Here is a 16,576-nt window from a genome sequence, read left to right as displayed (position 1 = left end):
AGGAAACACGCCATGACCGTCCGGGACGATACCCGCTTCATGTCCAGCCGCCGGGGGCTGCTCGCCGCCGGCGCCGTGCTCGCCACGCCCGGGATCGCCCGCGCGCAGGCCCGCTTCCCCGACCGGCCGATCCAGATCGTGGTGCCTTGGCCGGCGGGCGGCTCGGCCGATGTGCAGCTGCGCTCGATCGGGGATCTGTGCACCCGCGCGCTCGGCCAGCCGGTCGTGGTGCGCAACCAGCCGGGGGCGGGCGGCACGCTCGGGCCCATGACGGTGGCGCAGCAGGCGCGCCCGGACGGGCACACGCTGACGCAGATGCACCTGTCCGTCCTGCGCCGTCCCTGGATGATGCGCACGCCGCAATGGGACCCGATCGCGGACTTCACCCACATCATCGGCATGACCGGCTGGCTGTTCGGCACCGCGGTGCGCGCCGACAGCCGCTTCCGCACATGGGCCGACATGATCGCCTTCGCGCGGGCCAATCCGGGGCGGCTCAACTACACCACCTCCGGCATCGGCACGACGAACCACCTCGCGATGGAGACCATCCAGGAGAAGGAGGGCATCCAGCTGACGCATGTCCCCTTCCGCGGGTCGAACGAGGCGGTGACGGCGGTCATCGGCGGGCAGGTGGACATGGTCTGCGACAGCTCCACCTGGGCGCCCTTCGTCGAGAACAACCAGATGCGCGCGCTGTCGGTCTGGACGGCCGAGCGCGTGCGCCGCTTCCCCGACGTGCCGACGCTGAAGGAACTGGGCTACGACCTCGTCGTCACTTCCCCCTACGGCGTCAGCGGCCCGCGCGGGATGGACGAGGGCGTGGTGCGCATCCTGCACGACGCGATGCGCGACGCGCTGCTGTCGCCCGAGAACGCGGAAGTGCGCGCGCGCTTCGACATGCCGCTGGTCTACCAGGACACGCAGACCTATCGCGCCTTCATCGCCGAGCGCGTCGAATACGAGCGCGCCATGGTCCGCCGCCTCAACCTCACCCTCGATGGCTGAGAGGCGGGCGATGCTGCACCGGCGCCTGATCCTCGCCGCGGCGGCGCTGCCGCTGCTGGCGCGCCCCTCGCTCGGCCAGGGGCGCTTCCCGACCCGGCCGATCCGCATCATCACGCCCTGGCCGCCGGGCGGGTCGCTCGACGCGCTGCAGCGGACGATGTTCGACATCATGGGCCGCGACCTCGGCCAGAACATCGTTTCCGAGAACATGCCCGGCGCGCGCGGCACCCGCGCGGCGATCTTCCTGACGCAGCAGGCGCAGCCGGACGGCTACACGCTGGCGCACCACCACCTGTCGATCCTGCGCCACCCCTTCCTGACGCGGCAGCCCACCTGGGACCCTGTGGCGGATTTCTCCTACATCATGCAGCTGTCGGGCTTCGTCTTCGGCACCGTGGTGCGCAACGACGCGCGCTGGCGCACGCTGGCCGAGGTCTTCGCCGATGCCCGCACGCGCCCCGGGCGGATCAGCTTCTCCACATCGGGCATCGCCACCACCAACCACCTGGCGATGGAGGAGCTGGCGTCCCGCGAGCGCTGCGAGCTGCTGCACGTGCCCTTCCGCGGCGCGCAGGAAGGCGTGACCGCGCTGCTCGGCCGGCAGATCGACATGGTGGCGGACGCGCAGGCTTGGCGCCCCCAGGTGGAGACCGGCGAGTTCCGCCTGCTGTCCGTCTGGACGCGCACGCGGCTGCCCTCCTTCCCCGATGCGCCGACGCTGAACGACCTCGGCTACAACATGTCCGTCACCTCGCCCTACGGCTTCGTCGGCCCGAAGGGGCTGCCGCCCGAGATCGTCGACACGCTGCACCGTTCCATGCGCAAGGCGCTGCAGGACGAGGCGAGCCAGGCGGTGATGCGGCGGTGGGAGATGCCGGACGAATACCTCGGCCCGCGCGAATACCTGGCCTTCGCGGCCGAGCGCGTGGCCTATGAACGCGCGACCGTCGCGCGGCTCGGCCTCAGCATCGACTGACACGAGCGGTCGAATTCTTCGACCGCTCAAATCCGTTTCTGCGTGCCCCCAGGCGCCGGGCGGGCCGCATTCGCGGCCTCGGCCCTTCGGGCCGCCGGTCGGAACGTCGTGCGCCGGCCAGAAGGCTCGCGCCGCTCAGCTATCCAGCCGGATGCCTTCCTCGCGGATCAGCGCCGAGAAGGTCGCGCGCTCGGCGGCGAGGAAGCGGGCGAAGGCGTCGGGCCCTTCAGCCGCCGGCAGCAGGCCGAGCGCGTCGAGCCGCGGGCGCAGCGCCGGCTGGCCCACCGCATCCGCCGCCGCGGCCGCGATGCGCGCGACGACCGGCCGCGGCGTCGCCGCCGACACCAGCAGGCCCAGCCAGTCGCCGATGGCGAAGCCGGGGAAGCCCTGCTCGGCCACCGTCGGCACGCCGGGCAGCGCGGGGAAACGCTCGGGGGAGGAAACGGCGACCGCCTTCACCCGCCCGTCGCGGATCAGCGGCGTGGCGAGCGCGGGGGAGGTGAAGCCCATCGGCGTGTCGCCGCGCAGCAGCCCGGCGATCTGGTCCGCCCCGCCGCGATAGGGAATGTGCTCCCCGCGGATGCCCGCCTGGCGCAGCAGCTGCGCCATGGCCAGGTGGACGCGCGCGCCGATGCCGACGCTGCCGTAGCGCGCCTGGGCCGGGTCCTCCCGCAGCTTCGCCAGCAATTCGGGCAGCGTCGCCACGCCGAACTCGTTGCGCACCACCAGGATCAGCGGCAGCGTCGCGAGCAGCGTGACGGGCGCGAGGTCGCGCTCATAGTCGAAGGCGAGGCCCCGCATCAGGAAGGGGTTCACGCTCTGCCCGCCGGAATCGATCAGGATGGTCGCGCCATCCGGCGCCGATTGCGCGACATGCCCCGCGCCGACCGCGCCCGAGGCGCCGGTCCGGTTCTCCGGCGTCACGGTCGCGCCCAGCAGTTCCGACATGCGCGGCGCGATCAGGCGGGCGAGGATGTCCGTCGACCCGCCCGGCGGGAAGGCGATGACCAGGCGCGAGGGGCGGTCGGGGGCCGTCTGGGCCAGGGCCGGGGCGGCGAAGGGAAGGGCGAGGAGGCTGCGGCGGAACATGGCGCATCCCGTGCCGCCGCGCTCGCGCCCCGTCAAGTTACAGCCGCGTTGCAGCATCCCCGGCGCGCTCGCGCACCGCGGCGCGCAGCGCCTCAAGCGCAGCGTCCGCCTGGCCGCGCTTCGGCACGACGACCGCCATCGACTCCCCCAGCATGACGAGGATGAGGTCCGGCGTTTCCTGCAGCCCGCTCACCGCGGCCCAGCCATGGACGCCGCGGCTCACGCTGCCGGTGACGGCGATCCCCTCCGCCGTCACCTCGATCCGCTGGGGGCCGAGATAGGTCTTGCCCGGCGATCGGCGGAGCTGGGCGCGCAGCCCCCGGCGCAGGCTCCAGCGGTGCATCGCCAGGTTCAGCGGCGAGACGGCCGCGAAGAAAATGGCGATGGCGGCGACCGGCACGAGGACATGCGCATACCAGTTGAAGCCCGCGGTGCCGGCGTCGAGCCAGTTCCACACGACGACGATCGCGGCCGTCGTGGCGGCGAGCATGATGTACTGCCGCCGCCAGCGCGCCCGCATGGTCGGGCCGCAGCCGACATGCATGTTGAAGGCCTCGATGTCCGACGCGGTGACATCGACCTCGAGCAGGACGAGCGGTGCGGGGGTGGGCGTGTCGGTCATGCCGGGGCTGGATTGGCACGCGGGCGGCGCGACCGCAATCGCGCCCCATGGATCGCGCGCCGCACCCGGCGCAGAATGGCGCCATGGCCCGATCGCCAGCCCCCGCCCCCGACCTGTTCGGCGACCCCGCGCCCACCGCCACCCCGGCGGAGGAAGCCGCACGCCCGCTCGCCGACCGCCTGCGCCCGCGCACGCTGGATGAGGTGGTGGGCCAGGACCACATGCTGGGCGCGGAAGGCGCGCTGTCGCGCATGCTCGCGCGCGGCTCGCTCGCCTCGCTGATCCTGTGGGGCCCGCCGGGGGTGGGCAAGACGACCATCGCGCGGCTGCTGGCCGAAGCCGCCGGGCTGCGCTTCACGGCGCTGTCGGCGGTGTTCTCCGGCGTGGCGGACCTCAAGCGCGCCTTCGACGAGGCCCGCGCGCGCAAGTCCAACGGACAGGGCACGCTGCTGTTCGTGGACGAGATCCACCGCTTCAACCGCGCCCAGCAGGACGGCTTCCTGCCGGTGGTGGAGGACGGCACCGTCACGCTGGTGGGGGCGACCACCGAGAACCCGTCCTTCGCGCTGAACGGCGCGCTGCTGTCGCGCTGCCAGGTGCTGGTGCTCAAGCGGCTGGACGATGCCGCGCTCGACCTGCTGCTCGCGCGCGCGGAAGCCGAGACCGGCCGCGCCCTGCCGCTGCGGCCCGAAGCCCGCGCGACGCTGCGCGCCATGGCCGATGGCGACGGGCGCTACCTGCTCAACATGGCGGAGCAATTGTCGGCGCTGCCGGACGGCACCGCGCCGCTCGATACCGCCGCGCTGTCCGCGCTGCTCGCCAAGCGCGCCGCGCTCTACGACAAGGACAGGGAGGAGCACTACAACCTCATCTCCGCCCTTCATAAGTCGATGCGCGGCAGCGACCCGGACGCCGCACTTTACTGGTTCGCGCGCATGCTCACCGGCGGGGAGGATCCGCGCTACATCGCCCGCCGCCTGACGCGCTTCGCGGCCGAGGATGTCGGCATGGCCGACCCGCGCGCCCTGCCGCTGGCCATCGCGGCCTGGGAGACCTTCGAGCGCATGGGATCGCCGGAGGGCGAACTGGCGCTGGCGCAGCTCGTCGTGCACCTCGCCACCGCGCCGAAATCCAACGCGGTCTACGCCGCCTTCGGCGCGGCGATGCGCGCGGCGAAGGAGACGGGATCCCTGATGCCGCCCAAGCACATCGTCAACGCGCCGACCAAGCTGATGGGCGAACTCGGCTACGGCAGCGGCTACGAATACGACCACGATGCCGAGGAAGGCTTCTCCGGCCAGGACTACTTCCCCGAGGAGATGCGCCGCCCCGTCTTCTACCGCCCGACCGACCGCGGCGCGGAAGCCGCCATCGCGGAACGCATGGCGCGCTGGGACCAGCTGCGCCGGAAGCGTCGCCGCGGATGATTCAGGCGCTGGTGCTGGTGGCCCTCGGCGGCGCGGCGGGGTCGGTGCTGCGCTACCTCGTCTCCATCGGCTCGCTCGCGCTGTTCGGCGCGGGGTTTCCGTGGGGGACGCTGGCGGTCAACGTCGCCGGCAGCGCGGTGATCGGCGCGATGGCGGGCGCGGGGATGGACGGCCAGGCGCGGCTGCTGCTCGTCACCGGCTTCCTCGGCGGCTTCACCACCTTCTCCGCCTTCTCGCTGGAAGCGGTCGGGCTGTGGGAGAAGTCACCGCCGCTCGCCATCGCCTATGTGGCGGCCTCCGTCCTGCTCGGCGCGGCGGCGTGCCTCGCGGGGCTGTGGCTGTTCCGGCGGTAGGACGGGAGGGCGCTGCCCTCCCGGCCCCTCCCGCCAGGAAACTGAGGTTCCTGCCGGGGTGCTCGAGGGGCGGAGCCCCTCGACCTTCCGCTACCTGCCCGCCCAGACCCGCGCGGGCACGAACACCTCGCCCGCCATGAGTTTCCGCGCCGTGCGCAGCGTGCCGCCGCCCAGCACCTCGACGCGGTCGTTGCCGGCGCGGCGCGTGGTGATGACGGCTTCCATCTGCCCGGTCGGATGCTCGATGGCGATGGTCTCGCGCTCGTTCGGCCCGATGCGCGCGAGCCCCTCGGCCACCGTGCCCGGCAGCATGCAGGCCGTGGCGATGCAGATGCCGCCGGTGACGGCCATCGCCTCATGGCAGGCGAGCGGCGTGAAGTAGCGCGCCGCGATCCCCTGCCCGCCCGCCGGTTCGGCCACCATGGCGAATTTCGGCATCACCTTGCCCTCGGCATCGCCCATGCCCATCGCGAGCGACGCGGCGCGGCGGATGCGCTCGATCCGCGCCATGAAGTCGCGGTCGGCATCCAGCTCCTTCGCACTCTCCCGCGCCGTCTTGCCGAGATCCGCCGCGCGCGCGATCACGACCGGCATGGCGACGTCGAGGCAGGTGACCTCCACGCCCTCGATCACGTCGCGCGCGTTGCCGGTGGGTGTCAGGCTGCCCGTCGCGCCGCCGACCGCATCGGCGAAGTTCAGCACGATGGGCGCGGCGGTGCCCGGCACGCCGGCGATCGCGGTACCGCCGTCATAGGTCACCGCCCCGCCCGGGGTCTGCACCACGCTTTCGATCAGCGCGCCGGTGTTGACCGCGCGGATCAGCACGCTCGTCTCGCCGTCCTTCGCGGGCACCAGGCCCTTCTCGATGGCGAAGGGGCCGATGCCGGCCAGCATGTTGCCGCAGGTCGGGCCGAAATCGACGAAGGCCTTGTCCACGGACACCTGCGCGAACAGGTAGTCGACCTGCTGCTTCTCCCCCGCCGCGGCGGGGGAGACGATGCAGACCTTGCTCGTCAGCGTCGTGGCACCGCCGATGCCGTCAATCTGCCGTGCATCCGGGCTGCCCATCACGGCGAGCAGCACGCGGGCGATGTCCTCGCGGCTGTCCGGCAGGTCGCGGGCGAGGAAATAGGGCCCGCGGCTCGTGCCGCCGCGCATGAAGGTGCAGGGGATGGCGGTCTGGGTCATGGCCCGTCTCTACCGGTGCCGCGCCGCGCTGCGAAGGGCAATCCGGGATGTGCCGGAACGCACCGCGCGGCCCGCCATCCCGCCTATCATGCGCCCCGCAACCGGAGCCGCCGCATGATCCGCCCCGCCGCCCTCGCCCTCGCCCTGCTGCTGGCCGCGATCGGCCCCGCCACCGCGCAGCCGGCGCTCACCGCCTGTGAGGATGAGCGGCGCCCAGCGCAGGCCCGGCTCGGCTCCTGCACCCAGGCGCTGCGGCTCGCGCTGCCGGACGCCGCGCGCGCCCGCGCGCTCGCCGGGCGGGCCGATGCGCTCTTCGCCGTCGCGCTCCAGCGCAGCGAGGCGCAGCGCGGCGGCGACCCGGACGCCAGCCTGCCGCCCGCCGCGCTCGACCCCGCGCTTGCCGATATCGAGGAAGCGCTGCGCCTCGGCCCGCTGGGGCAGATGCTGGTCCTGCGCGCGACGATCCTGCTCTGGCGCGGGGATCTTTCGGACGCGGCACGGCGCAGCATGCTCCGGGGCGACAACGAAGGCGTGGTGCGCGACCTGACCGCCGTCATCGACGCCGGGACCGGCGGCTGGGAGCATTTCGTCATGCGCGGCGCCAACCGCGCCATGGCCGGCATCCCCGGCTCGGAGGCCGATTTCGCCGAGGCCCGCCGCCTGCTCACCGCCCCGCAGAGGTGAGCCGCGCCGCGTCGGCAACCCCCGCCGGCCGTGCTATATCCGGCCCATGCCCATCACCACCCGCACCGTGCGGCCCGAGGAGGGCGAGGTTCGCCTCGACCGCTGGTTCCACCGCCACTTCCCCGCCCTGACCCAGGGCGCCCTGCAGAAGATGCTGCGCACCGGCCAGGTCCGCGTCGACGGCAAGCGCGCCGAGGCGAACACCCGCCTGCTGCCCGGCCAGTCGGTCCGCATCCCGCCCATGCCGGCCACCCCCGCGCCCAAGGCCGCGCCCCGGCCGATCGACCCGCGCGAGGCCGCGGCGCTGGAACGCCTCGTCATCTACCGCGACGACAGCGTCATCGCGCTCGACAAGCCGCAGGGCATGGCGGTGCAGGGCGGGCCGGGCATCACCAAGCACCTGGACGGGATGCTGGACGCGCTGCGCTTCGGGTCCGAGGACCGCCCGCGCCTGGTGCATCGGCTCGACCGCGACACGACCGGCGTGCTGCTGCTCGCCCGCACCGCCGCCGCGGCCGGCAAGCTCGCCGCCGCCTTCCGCGGGCGGGATGCGGAAAAGACCTACTGGGCCGTGGTGGTCGGAAGGCCGCATCCGCTGGAAGGGCGCATCGACATGGCGCTGGCCAAGGCGGGCGGCGCGCATGGCGAACGCACCGTGCCGTCGGACGCGAAGGACGCGGCGCGCGCCGCCACGCTGTTCCGCACCATGGATTCCGCGCAGAAGCGCGCAGCACTTCTGGAACTCATGCCGCTGACCGGCCGGACGCACCAGCTGCGCGTCCATTGCGCCGCGGCACTCGGCTGCCCGATCCTCGGCGACGGCAAGTATGGCGGCGCCGCGGCGCATCCCGAGGGCTTCGGCGACCGTACCCTGCACCTGCACGCCCGCGCGCTGCGCATCCCGCATCCCGAGGGCGGCATGCTGGAACTGGCCGCCCCGCTGCCGCCGCACATGAAGGAGACCTTCGGCTTCCTCGGCTTCGACCGGCCGCGCACGCCGAAATGCCGGCGGGTGCGCTGATGCCGCGCGCGGCGCGCCGGGCCCTCCTCGCGCTGGCGGCGCTGCTGCTGCTGGCGGGCGGCGGCATCGTCGCGCTGACCGTAGCGCTCGATGCCGGGGCGCTGACCCCGCGGCTGGTCGCGGCGATCGAGGGTGCGACGGGCCGCGCCGCGACGCTGGGCGGCGTCTCGCTGCGCCCGGGCCTCACCCCGCGCGTCTCGGCCGCCGACGTCACGCTGGCCAACATCGAGGGCGGCTCGCGGCCCGAGATGGCCCGCATCCGCCGCCTGGAAGCGAGCATCGCCCTGCTGCCGCTGCTGCGCGGGGAGGTCACCTTCGACCGCATCGCGATCGAGGGCGCCGAGATCCTGCTGGAACGCGCGGCGGACGGCACGCCGAACTGGGTGCTCGCCCGCCCCGCCGCGCCGGCCGCGCAGGCCGCACCCGCCCCGGCGCCGTCGGAACCGCGCCCGGCGCGCCGCATCGCCATCGCCGAGATCCTCGTCACCGACAGCCGCGTGACCCTGCCCGATGCGCGGCTCGGCACCCTCGCCCTGGCCGAGGCGCGCGTCACCGGCATCGGCGGCGAGGCCCCCGCGCGCATCGCCGCGCGCGGCACGCTGCACGGCACCGCGCTGACGCTGGACGCCGAGGCCCCCCTGCCGCCGCCGGCCGGCACGCCCTGGCCGATCAAGGCGAGCCTCGCCGCGGGCGCGAACCGCATCGCCGCGGAAGGCCGGATGCTGGGGGATATCGCGCTGGCGGCCGCCCTGCCCGAGCCCGCCGCTCTGCTGCCGCTGCTGCGCGCCATCGCCCCCGGCATCGCGCCGCCGCCGCTGATCCCGCCGATCGAGGCGCGGCTCGCGCTCGGCCCGGGCTTCGCGCCCGGCGCGCTCAGCGTGACGCTGGGCGCGATGGACCTCGGCACGCTCGCGCCCGGCCTGTCGCTGGCGCGCGCGACCCTCGCCATGGCCGCCCCCGGCCAGCCGGCCGAGATCGTGGTCGAGGGCCGCAAGGACGCGCTGCCCTTCCGCGCCACGCTCGGGCTCGACGCGATCGCGCCGCTGCTGCCCGGCGCGGCGGAGACGCCGCTCGCGCTGCGCCTGCTGGCCGAGGCGGGCGGGGCGCGGCTGACCGCGACGGGCCGCGTCGCGCGGCCGCGGGCGCGGGAGGGGCTCGCCCTGCAGCTCAGCTTCGCCGCGCCGGACATCGAGGCGCTCGCCCCGCTGCTCGTGGCCCCGCCGCCGCTCGGCGAGATCTCGGGCGAGGCGCGGATCGAGGCCGCCTCGCTCGCCGGCCCCTTCCGCATCGCGTCCTTCCGCATCGCCTCCGCGCCGCTGGCGGCCGAGGGCGCGCTGACGCTGCGCCCCGGCACGCCGCTCGGCATCGAGGGGCGGATCGCCGCGAGCCGCATCGACATCGACACCCTGGCGCGGCGCGGCGCGGCGGCGGCGGAGCGTCCCGCCCCGGCCGCGCGCCCGGCCGCGCCCGGCCCCGCGCCGGCACCGGCGCCGACGGCGGCCGACACGCGCGTCATCCCCGACATCCCGCTGCCGCTCGCCCTGCCGCGCGCCTATCGCGGGCGGCTCGACCTCTCGGCCGACACGCTGCGCGTGGACGGCGCCGACTGGCGCGCGCTGCGCGCCGCGGTGGAATTCCGCGACGACGCGCTGCGCGTCACCTCCTTCGCCGCCACCACGCCGGGCGGGCCGGTGCGCGGGGAGGTGACGCTCGATGCGCGTGCCAGCCCGCCCGCGCTGGCCTTCGCGCTGCGCAGCGAGGGGCCGGGCCTGGATCTCGGCGCGCTGCAGCGCGCGCGGGGCGCGCCGGCGGGGCTCGACGGCCGCGCGGAGGTCGCGATCGACCTGCGGGGCCGCGGGCCGACGCTGCGCGCCGTCGCGGCGAGCCTTTCGGGCGAGTTCGGCCTCGCCATGATCGAGGGGCGGATCGCCGGCGGCGGGCGGCTGCGCCTGGGCGCGGACCTGCTGGCGCTGCTGCTGCCGGGCCAGCAGCAGGGCGGCGTGCCGATCCGCTGCCTCGCGCTGCGGCTGTCGGCCGAGGAAGGATTGGCGACGAGCGAGGCGCTGCTGATCGAGACCACGGCCGGGCGCATCGACGGCGTCCTCGCGATGAACCTGCGGGAGGAGACGATCGCCGCGCGGCTGCTGCCCGATGTGCGCATCGCCGGCATCACGGTGCGCGCGCCGGTCGGCGTCGGCGGCACCTTCGCCGAGCCCCGCATCGGCGTCGATCCGGGCCGGGCCATGACGCGCGTGATGGGCGATACGGTGGCGAACCGGCTGTGGCGGAACTCCACGGTCGAATGGCTGCGCGGCCAGGCGGGCGCGGCGGGGCCGGCGGGGGATTGCGGCGCGGCGCTGCGGCTGGCGCGCATGGGCGCGGATGGCCCGGTGCCGCCGCCCGTGGCGGTGGTGCCGGGCGTGCCGCGCGAATTGCAGGGGACGACGCAGGACATCCTGCGCGGCCTCGGGGGCATCCTGGGCGGGGGTCGGCGTTGAGGCGGTTCTGGAACCACGCGGTCGCGGTGGCGCGGCCGGAAGGCGGGCATGCGGTGCTGCTGGACGGGCGGCCGCTGCGCCTGCCCGGCGGGGCGCCGCTGGCGACGCGGTCCGCCGCGCTGGCCGAGGCGATCGCCGCCGAATGGCAGGCGGCGGGCGGCGCCAAGGATGGCGAGATGTCGATGGAGGAGGTGCCGCTGACGCGCCTGCTCGGCACCGCGCAGGACCGCGTCGCGGCCGATCCGGCAGGGTTGGTCGAGGGCCTCGTGCGCTACGCCGAGACCGACCTGCTCTGCTACCGCGCCGAGGACCCCGCGCTGGCCGTGACGCAGGCGCGCGAATGGCAGGCCTGGCTGGACTGGGCGGCGGCGGCGCATGGCGCCCCGCTGGTGGTGACGGAAGGGCTGATGCCGGTGGCGCAGCCGGCGGAAAGCCTCGCGCGGCTGCGCGACGCGCTGGCCGGCCGCACGGTGGAGGAACTGGCCGCGCTGGGCCTCGCCGTGCCGGTGCTGGGCAGCCTGGTGCTGGGGCTCGCGCTGGCCGAGGGGCGGCTCGCAGCCGAGGAGGCGCATCGCCTGGCGAGCCTGGACGAGACCTTCCAGGAAACACGCTGGGGCGAGGATGCGGAGGCGCTGGACCGCCGCGCGCGCGGTGCCGCCGACGTCGCGCTGGCCGAACGCTTCCTGGCGCTGGTGCGGGCATGAGGGCGCGGCACGTCCTGATCGCCGGGCGCGTGCAGGGCGTGGGCTATCGCGACTGGATGGAGCGCGAGGCGGTGCGCCTGGGCGTGCAGGGCTGGGTGCGCAACCGCGCCGATGGCCGGGTGGAGGCGCTGGTCGCCGGCGAGGAAGCCGCCGTGCAGGCGCTGCTGTCGGCCTGCCGGCGCGGGCCGATGCTCGCGCGCGTCACCGAGATCGTCGAGGAATTCGCCGATCCGCCGACGGAGCCGGGGTTCCGGCGCCTGCCCTCGGCATAGGGCGACATCCGACCGGCCGGAAACGGCTGGTCGGATTTCCTGCCCTGGAAACCATCGGTTCCACGGCACGAAATCCGATCACGCTTACTCAGTGCGATCGGATGGTGCTGGAACCGCGCAGGCCGCGACCAGCGCGGCGATGTCCGGCCAGGCGAAGCGGCGGAACATCACCCGCGCGCCGTGCAGTTCGGCCGGATGCGGCGGCTGCGCGATGCCGCCGAGCCGCGCGTAGAAGCGCGCGGCGCGGTCATTACCCTCGATGATGGTCAGCGCCGCGCGGGTCGCGCCGCGCGCCGCGAGCGCCGCCGCCGCCTCGCCGAGCAGCAGCGGCCCGAGCCCGCCGCCGCGCCGGCCGGGGCGCAGGTGCAGGTTGTCGACATAGCATTCGCCATCCTCGAGCCAGGCGGCGCAGAAGCCGGCGAGCGCGCCGTCCTCCTCCGCCAGCAGCACGATGCCGTCGCGCGGGGCGGCGAAATGCGCGCGCCACATGTCACGGTGCAGCGCGGGCAGGCGGTCCAGCACCGCCGCGGGCAGCAGCGGCGCATAGGCGTCGCGCCAGGAGGCGGTGAGCAGGTCGGCGACGGCGTCGCTGTCGGGCGCCGTCGCTTCGCGGACTTGGATCATGATGACGGCACGGGTCTCCACCCGTGCCGAGGCCGCGAAGGCGGCCCGCCAGGAGTCTGGCGAAGCCAAGCAAACCGGAGGTTTGCGCCCGGCGTCTGAGGGCACGCAGAAATTGATGCCAGCGGTCGAAGCATTCGGCCGCTGGTGTCAACCCGCCTCCGCCATTTCCGGCACCAGGCTCGTCCAGCCATGCGGGTCGTTGGTGCGGCCGTACTGGATGCCGGTGATGGCGTCGTACAGGCGCTGCGTCACCTCGCCCGTCGTGCCGCCGTTGATCAGCACGTCCTCGCCCTTGTAGCCGATCGTGCCGACCGGGGAGACGACGGCGGCGGTGCCCGTGCCCCACATCTCCTTCAACGTGCCGTCGCGGCCGGCCTGCATCACCTCGTCGATCGAGATGGCGCGTTCCTGGACCTTGAGGCCCCAGTCGCGCATCAGCTCGATCGCCGAGGCGCGCGTGACGCCATCGAGGATGGTGCCGGCGAGTGGGGGCGTGATCACCTCGTCCCCGATGCGGACCATGATGTTCATGGTGCCGACCTCATCGAGGAACTTGCGGTGCACGCCGTCGAGGTAGAGCACCTGCGTGTAGCCGGCCTTCGCCGCGTCCTGCTGGCCGGCGAGCGACTGCGCGTAGTTGGCCGCGGTCTTGGCTTCGCCCGTGCCGCCGCGCACCGCGCGCACATGGCTGTCGGACGCCAGGATGCGCACCGGCTTCACGCCTTCCTTGTAGTAGGAGCCCACCGGCGAGAGGATGAGGAAATAGAGGTAGCTGTGCGCCGGATGCACGCCGAGCATGACGTCCGTCGCGATGATGGTCGGGCGCAGGTAGAGCGAGGTGCCCGCCTTGCGCGGCACCCAGTCCGCATCGACCGAGACGAGCGCGTCGAAGGACTGGCGGATCAGGTCGACCGGCAGCGGGGGCATCGACATGATGCGCGCCGAGCGGTCGAAGCGCTGCGCGTGGCGGTCGGCGCGGAACAGCCGGATGCGGCCGTCATCGCCGCGGAAGGCCTTCAGCCCGTCGAAGATCGCCTGGCCGTAGTGCAGCACGGAGGTCGCCGGGTCGAGGCTGAGCGGGCCATAGGGTTCGATGCGCGGGTTGAACCAGCCCTTCCCCTCCTCGTAGTTCATCAGGAACATGTGGTCCGTCATGACCTTGCCGAAGGCGAGCGAATCGTCGGACGGCCGTGCCTTGGGCGTGGCGGTGCGGGTGATCGGGAACTGGCCCATGCTGCGTTTCCTTCCGGGTTTCTGCTCGGTTTGGGCGCGTGGTGACGAAAGAATGTTGCGCAGGATGGCGATAAGTTAGAATGACACGCCGGATGCGTCAATGATACTGACCCAAGAGGAGGTCGAGCCGAGGACATGCCAGCCAAGACCGCAGCGCAGGTCGCCGAAGCGCCGGAACGCAGCACGCTGCCCGCCGGGCGCAACCTCCTGTTTCTGCGGGAGGAGGAGCTGCGCCTCGCCCAGGACCTGCTGTTCTTCGGCTACCGGGACTTCACCGCCGGGGCGGACGAGATCCTGGCCGAGCTCGGCATGGGGCGCGCGCATCACCGCGTGCTGCATTTCGTCGGCCGCCGGCCGGGCATCACGGTGGGCGACCTGCTCGGCATCCTCGGCATCACCAAGCAGAGCCTGGGGCGCGTGCTGCAGCCGCTGGTCGAGGAAGGCTACGTGACGCAGACGCCGGGGCGCACGGACCGCCGCCAGCGCCTGCTGGCGCTGACCGACAAGGGCGCGGCGCTGGAACGCCGCCTGTTCGAGCGGCAGCGGGAGACGGTGATGCGCGCCTATCGCGAGGCCGGCCCCGCCGCGGTGGAAGGCTTCCGCCGCGTCATGCGCGGCATGATGGGCGACGATGCGCGCGCGGCGTGCGACTTGCTTGGCGAACCCGCCCGATGAAAGGGGAACCCGCCCGATGAATGGGGAACCCGCCCGATGAACGGCACTGTGGAACCTGCGCATCTTCTGGTCGTCGACGACGACGCGCGGCTGCGCGACCTGCTGCAGCGCTTCCTCACCGAGCACGGCTTCCGCGTCACCGCGGTCGCCGACGCCGCCGCGGCGCGGCGCGCCATCGCGTCCATGATGTTCGACCTGCTGGTGCTGGACGTGATGATGCCCGGCGAATCAGGCCTGTCGCTGACGGAATCGCTGCGCGCCGAGGGCAACACCGTGCCGATCCTGATGCTGACCGCGCGCGGCGCGCCGGAGGACCGCATCGCGGGCTTCGAGCAGGGCGTCGACGACTACCTCGCCAAGCCCTTCGACCCGCGGGAGCTGGAGCTGCGCATCCGCACCATCCTCCGCCGCGCCGCCCCCGCGCCGGCCCCCGCCACGCCGAGCGTGCCGGTGCAGCTCGGCCCGCGCTGGTTCGACGTGGAGCGCGCCGAGCTGCGCGGGCCGGAGGGCATCGTGCGGCTGACGGGCGGGGAGGCCTCGCTGCTGCAGGCGCTCGCCCGCCGGCCGGGGGAGATCCTGAGCCGGGAGGAGATCGGCACCGCGCTCGGCACGCCCGAAGCGGGCGAACGCGCGATCGACGTGCAGGTGACGCGGCTGCGGCGGAAGGTGGAGACCGATCCGCGCGAGCCGCGCTTCATCCAGACCATTCGCCACCGCGGCTATGTGCTGAGGCCGGGGCCGTGAGGAAGGACGGGCGGGCCCCCTCCCCTTCATGCCCGCCGGAGACTGACGTCGCCCGTCAGTTCCCAACAGGCAAAGAAGGTTGGGGGGCCCGGGGGGAAGTTCCCTTCCCCCCGCGCACAACAACATGCGCGCCCTGATCCCCCGCGGCCTGCTCGGCCGCGCCCTGCTCATCATCCTCGTGCCGCTCGTCGCGGTGCAGGTGGTCGCGCTGTTCCTGTTCTATGGCAGCCATCTCGACGTCATCTCCCGCCGCCTCGCCGCGGCGGTGGCGGGCGATGTCGCGATGGTGGTGGAACTTCTCGCGCGCAATCCGCGCGCGGAGGATCGCGGCTGGATCTTCCGCGAGGCCGCCTGGCGGCTCGACCTTTCGCTCGCGCTCGAACACGGCGCGGCGCTCGGCCAGGCGGGCAACCGCCCGGCGTCGCTGCCGCTGCTGCCGCTGGAGGAGGATCTCGACGCCGCGCTGCGCGAGCGCGTCGGCCTGCCCTTCGACACCGACTGGCAGTCCGATCCGCGCAGCGTGATCATCCGCGTGCAGCTGCCCGATGGCGTCCTGCATGTGGAAGCGGCGCGCAAGCGGCTGTTCAGCGGCACGCTGTACCTGTTCGTCATCTGGGTCGTCGGATCGTCGCTGCTGCTGTTCGGCGTCGCGGCGCTGTTCATGAAGAACCAGGTGCGCGCCATCCGCCGGCTCGCGGAAGCGGCGGAAGCCTTCGGCCGCGGCCGCGACCCGGGGCCGATGAAGCCCGAGGGCGCGGCCGAGGCGCGCCAGGCCGCCGTCGCCTTCAACGCCATGCAGGGGCGCATCCGCCGCTTCGTCGAAAGCCGGACGGAGATGCTGGCCGGCATCAGCCACGACCTCCGCACGCCGCTGACGCGCCTGCGCCTCGGCCTTGCGATGCTGCCGGCCGCGGCGCGCGACGACGCCGCGGCGATGACGCAGGACGTGGAGGAGATGGACCGGCTGATCGCCGCCTACCTCGCCTTCGCGCGCGGCGAAGGGATCGAGCAATCGGCCCCCGCGGACCTCGCGGAGCTGGTCGAGGAAGCGGCCGCCAAGGCGCGCCGCGACGGGGCGAAGGTGGAACTTTCGCTGCCCGAGGACGGGCTGGTGATGCCGCTGCGCGCCGATGCGCTGCGCCGCTGCCTGGGCAACCTGCTCGACAATGCGCGCAAGCATGCGCGGCGGATCGCGATCGGCCTCGCCCGTGTCCCGCGCGGGGATGCCGGCGCCTGGGCGGTGGTGACGGTGGACGACGACGGCCCCGGCATCCCGGAGGAACAGCGGGAGGAAGCCTTCCGCCCCTTCGCCTCCTTCTCCGCCGGCGGCACGGGGCTGGGGCTCGCCATCGCGCGGGACATCGCGCGCGCCCATGGCGGGGACATCGTGCTGGAGGAAAGCCCGCTGGGCGGGCTCAGGGCGCGGGTGCGGCTGCCGGTGTGAGAGCCGGGCGCGGC

17 protein-coding genes are annotated in these 16,576 nt (G+C 74.0%); 12 read left to right on the top strand and 5 right to left on the bottom strand.

Annotated elements, in window-relative coordinates; translation table 11 throughout:
- The first annotated feature begins 12 nt into the window (after positions 1-12).
- A complete protein-coding gene (locus tag J5Y09_RS01790) occupies positions 13-1,008 on the top strand; it encodes a tripartite tricarboxylate transporter substrate binding protein (RefSeq protein WP_209349992.1) in 996 nt (331 codons plus the stop codon).
- A 10-nt stretch (positions 1,009-1,018) separates the two neighbouring features.
- Positions 1,019-1,984 carry a tripartite tricarboxylate transporter substrate binding protein gene (locus J5Y09_RS01785; protein WP_245216729.1) on the top strand — a complete coding sequence of 322 codons (966 nt, stop codon included), beginning with the start codon at positions 1,019-1,021 and terminating at the stop codon, positions 1,982-1,984.
- A 135-nt stretch (positions 1,985-2,119) separates the two neighbouring features.
- Here J5Y09_RS01785 and J5Y09_RS01780 read toward each other — a convergent pair whose 3' ends face one another.
- Together J5Y09_RS01780 and J5Y09_RS01775 are read right to left on the bottom strand one after the other, a co-directional pair.
- Positions 2,120-3,073 carry a Bug family tripartite tricarboxylate transporter substrate binding protein gene (locus J5Y09_RS01780; RefSeq protein ID WP_209349990.1) on the bottom strand — a complete coding sequence of 318 codons (954 nt, stop codon included), beginning with the start codon at positions 3,071-3,073 and terminating at the stop codon, positions 2,120-2,122.
- A gap of 37 nt (positions 3,074-3,110) precedes the next feature.
- The gene (locus tag J5Y09_RS01775; RefSeq protein ID WP_209349989.1) at positions 3,111-3,695 is read right to left on the bottom strand and encodes a YcxB family protein; all 585 of its coding nucleotides are present in this window, start codon (positions 3,693-3,695) and stop codon (positions 3,111-3,113) included.
- Positions 3,696-3,778: 83 nt separating this feature from the next.
- Here J5Y09_RS01775 and J5Y09_RS01770 point away from each other — a divergent pair, with 83 nt between their 5' ends.
- Entirely contained in the window at positions 3,779-5,122 is a 1,344-nt protein-coding gene (locus J5Y09_RS01770; protein WP_209349988.1) for a replication-associated recombination protein A, read from the top strand.
- The gene (locus J5Y09_RS01765) at positions 5,119-5,475 is read left to right on the top strand and encodes a fluoride efflux transporter FluC (RefSeq protein ID WP_209349987.1); all 357 of its coding nucleotides are present in this window, start codon (positions 5,119-5,121) and stop codon (positions 5,473-5,475) included. The genes J5Y09_RS01770 and J5Y09_RS01765 overlap by 4 nt, the downstream gene beginning before the upstream one ends.
- Positions 5,476-5,565: 90 nt before the next feature.
- On the opposite strand, the gene J5Y09_RS01760 is transcribed toward J5Y09_RS01765, so the two are convergent.
- Complete coding sequence (locus tag J5Y09_RS01760; RefSeq protein WP_209349986.1) at positions 5,566-6,663, bottom strand: 4-oxalomesaconate tautomerase; 1,098 nt, start codon at positions 6,661-6,663, stop codon at positions 5,566-5,568.
- Positions 6,664-6,777: 114 nt separating this feature from the next.
- Between J5Y09_RS01760 and J5Y09_RS01755 the strand changes: the two genes are divergently transcribed.
- Genes J5Y09_RS01755 through J5Y09_RS01735 form a run of 5 tightly spaced genes read left to right on the top strand, consistent with a single transcriptional unit; the run spans position 6,778 to position 11,842 of the window.
- Positions 6,778-7,347 (top strand): hypothetical protein, encoded by a 570-nt coding sequence (locus J5Y09_RS01755; protein ID WP_209349985.1) that lies wholly within the window; start codon positions 6,778-6,780, stop codon positions 7,345-7,347.
- Positions 7,348-7,393: 46 nt separating this feature from the next.
- Complete coding sequence (locus J5Y09_RS01750) at positions 7,394-8,368, top strand: RluA family pseudouridine synthase (RefSeq protein ID WP_209349984.1); 975 nt, start codon at positions 7,394-7,396, stop codon at positions 8,366-8,368.
- Entirely contained in the window at positions 8,368-10,866 is a 2,499-nt protein-coding gene (locus tag J5Y09_RS01745) for an AsmA family protein (RefSeq protein ID WP_209349983.1), read from the top strand. The genes J5Y09_RS01750 and J5Y09_RS01745 overlap by 1 nt, the downstream gene beginning before the upstream one ends.
- Positions 10,863-11,570, top strand: a complete 708-nt coding sequence (locus J5Y09_RS01740) for an ATP12 family chaperone protein (protein WP_209349982.1) — start codon at positions 10,863-10,865, stop codon at positions 11,568-11,570. Before J5Y09_RS01745 ends, J5Y09_RS01740 begins: the two co-directional genes overlap by 4 nt.
- Positions 11,567-11,842 carry an acylphosphatase gene (locus J5Y09_RS01735; protein ID WP_209349981.1) on the top strand — a complete coding sequence of 92 codons (276 nt, stop codon included), beginning with the start codon at positions 11,567-11,569 and terminating at the stop codon, positions 11,840-11,842. The genes J5Y09_RS01740 and J5Y09_RS01735 overlap by 4 nt, the downstream gene beginning before the upstream one ends.
- Positions 11,843-11,926: 84 nt before the next feature.
- Here the strand turns inward: J5Y09_RS01735 and J5Y09_RS01730 are convergent, their stop codons facing one another.
- Positions 11,927-12,466 (bottom strand): GNAT family N-acetyltransferase, encoded by a 540-nt coding sequence (locus tag J5Y09_RS01730; RefSeq protein WP_209349980.1) that lies wholly within the window; start codon positions 12,464-12,466, stop codon positions 11,927-11,929.
- 147 nt (positions 12,467-12,613) lie between these two features.
- Positions 12,614-13,699 carry a branched-chain amino acid aminotransferase gene (locus tag J5Y09_RS01725; protein WP_209349979.1) on the bottom strand — a complete coding sequence of 362 codons (1,086 nt, stop codon included), beginning with the start codon at positions 13,697-13,699 and terminating at the stop codon, positions 12,614-12,616.
- A 135-nt stretch (positions 13,700-13,834) separates the two neighbouring features.
- Here J5Y09_RS01725 and J5Y09_RS01720 point away from each other — a divergent pair, with 135 nt between their 5' ends.
- The 3 genes from J5Y09_RS01720 to J5Y09_RS01710 all read left to right on the top strand — a co-directional run bounded on the left by J5Y09_RS01720 (position 13,835) and on the right by J5Y09_RS01710 (position 16,562).
- On the top strand, positions 13,835-14,374 hold the full coding sequence (locus tag J5Y09_RS01720) for a MarR family winged helix-turn-helix transcriptional regulator (RefSeq protein WP_209349978.1): 540 nt from the start codon (positions 13,835-13,837) through the stop codon (positions 14,372-14,374).
- Between the two features lie 36 nt (positions 14,375-14,410).
- Positions 14,411-15,118 (top strand): response regulator, encoded by a 708-nt coding sequence (locus tag J5Y09_RS01715; protein WP_209349977.1) that lies wholly within the window; start codon positions 14,411-14,413, stop codon positions 15,116-15,118.
- A gap of 124 nt (positions 15,119-15,242) precedes the next feature.
- Entirely contained in the window at positions 15,243-16,562 is a 1,320-nt protein-coding gene (locus tag J5Y09_RS01710; RefSeq protein ID WP_209349976.1) for an ATP-binding protein, read from the top strand.
- The last annotated feature ends 14 nt before the right edge of the window (positions 16,563-16,576 follow it).

This window comes from Roseomonas nitratireducens, assembly GCF_017813355.1.
GTDB classification, from domain to species: domain Bacteria; phylum Pseudomonadota; class Alphaproteobacteria; order Acetobacterales; family Acetobacteraceae; genus Neoroseomonas; species Neoroseomonas nitratireducens.
This window is presented reverse-complemented; position numbering and strand designations above follow the sequence as displayed.

Excerpts from the sequence above, each read along its gene's own strand:
- J5Y09_RS01725 (WP_209349979.1), bottom strand. The coding sequence starts at position 13,699 with ATGGGCCAGTTCCCGATCACCCGCACCGCCACGCCCAAGGCACGGCCG.
- J5Y09_RS01715 (WP_209349977.1), top strand. The coding sequence starts at position 14,411 with ATGAACGGCACTGTGGAACCTGCGCATCTTCTGGTCGTCGACGACGAC.
- J5Y09_RS01720 (WP_209349978.1), top strand. The coding sequence starts at position 13,835 with ATGCCAGCCAAGACCGCAGCGCAGGTCGCCGAAGCGCCGGAACGCAGC.
- J5Y09_RS01790 (WP_209349992.1), top strand. The coding sequence starts at position 13 with ATGACCGTCCGGGACGATACCCGCTTCATGTCCAGCCGCCGGGGGCTG.
- J5Y09_RS01765 (WP_209349987.1), top strand. The coding sequence starts at position 5,119 with ATGATTCAGGCGCTGGTGCTGGTGGCCCTCGGCGGCGCGGCGGGGTCG.
- J5Y09_RS01730 (WP_209349980.1), bottom strand. The coding sequence starts at position 12,466 with ATGATCCAAGTCCGCGAAGCGACGGCGCCCGACAGCGACGCCGTCGCC.
- J5Y09_RS01745 (WP_209349983.1), top strand. The coding sequence starts at position 8,368 with ATGCCGCGCGCGGCGCGCCGGGCCCTCCTCGCGCTGGCGGCGCTGCTG.
- J5Y09_RS01780 (WP_209349990.1), bottom strand. The coding sequence starts at position 3,073 with ATGTTCCGCCGCAGCCTCCTCGCCCTTCCCTTCGCCGCCCCGGCCCTG.
- J5Y09_RS01750 (WP_209349984.1), top strand. The coding sequence starts at position 7,394 with ATGCCCATCACCACCCGCACCGTGCGGCCCGAGGAGGGCGAGGTTCGC.
- J5Y09_RS01770 (WP_209349988.1), top strand. The coding sequence starts at position 3,779 with ATGGCCCGATCGCCAGCCCCCGCCCCCGACCTGTTCGGCGACCCCGCG.
- J5Y09_RS01785 (WP_245216729.1), top strand. The coding sequence starts at position 1,019 with ATGCTGCACCGGCGCCTGATCCTCGCCGCGGCGGCGCTGCCGCTGCTG.
- J5Y09_RS01760 (WP_209349986.1), bottom strand. The coding sequence starts at position 6,663 with ATGACCCAGACCGCCATCCCCTGCACCTTCATGCGCGGCGGCACGAGC.
- J5Y09_RS01775 (WP_209349989.1), bottom strand. The coding sequence starts at position 3,695 with ATGACCGACACGCCCACCCCCGCACCGCTCGTCCTGCTCGAGGTCGAT.
- J5Y09_RS01735 (WP_209349981.1), top strand. The coding sequence starts at position 11,567 with ATGAGGGCGCGGCACGTCCTGATCGCCGGGCGCGTGCAGGGCGTGGGC.
- J5Y09_RS01710 (WP_209349976.1), top strand. The coding sequence starts at position 15,243 with ATGCGCGCCCTGATCCCCCGCGGCCTGCTCGGCCGCGCCCTGCTCATC.
- J5Y09_RS01755 (WP_209349985.1), top strand. The coding sequence starts at position 6,778 with ATGATCCGCCCCGCCGCCCTCGCCCTCGCCCTGCTGCTGGCCGCGATC.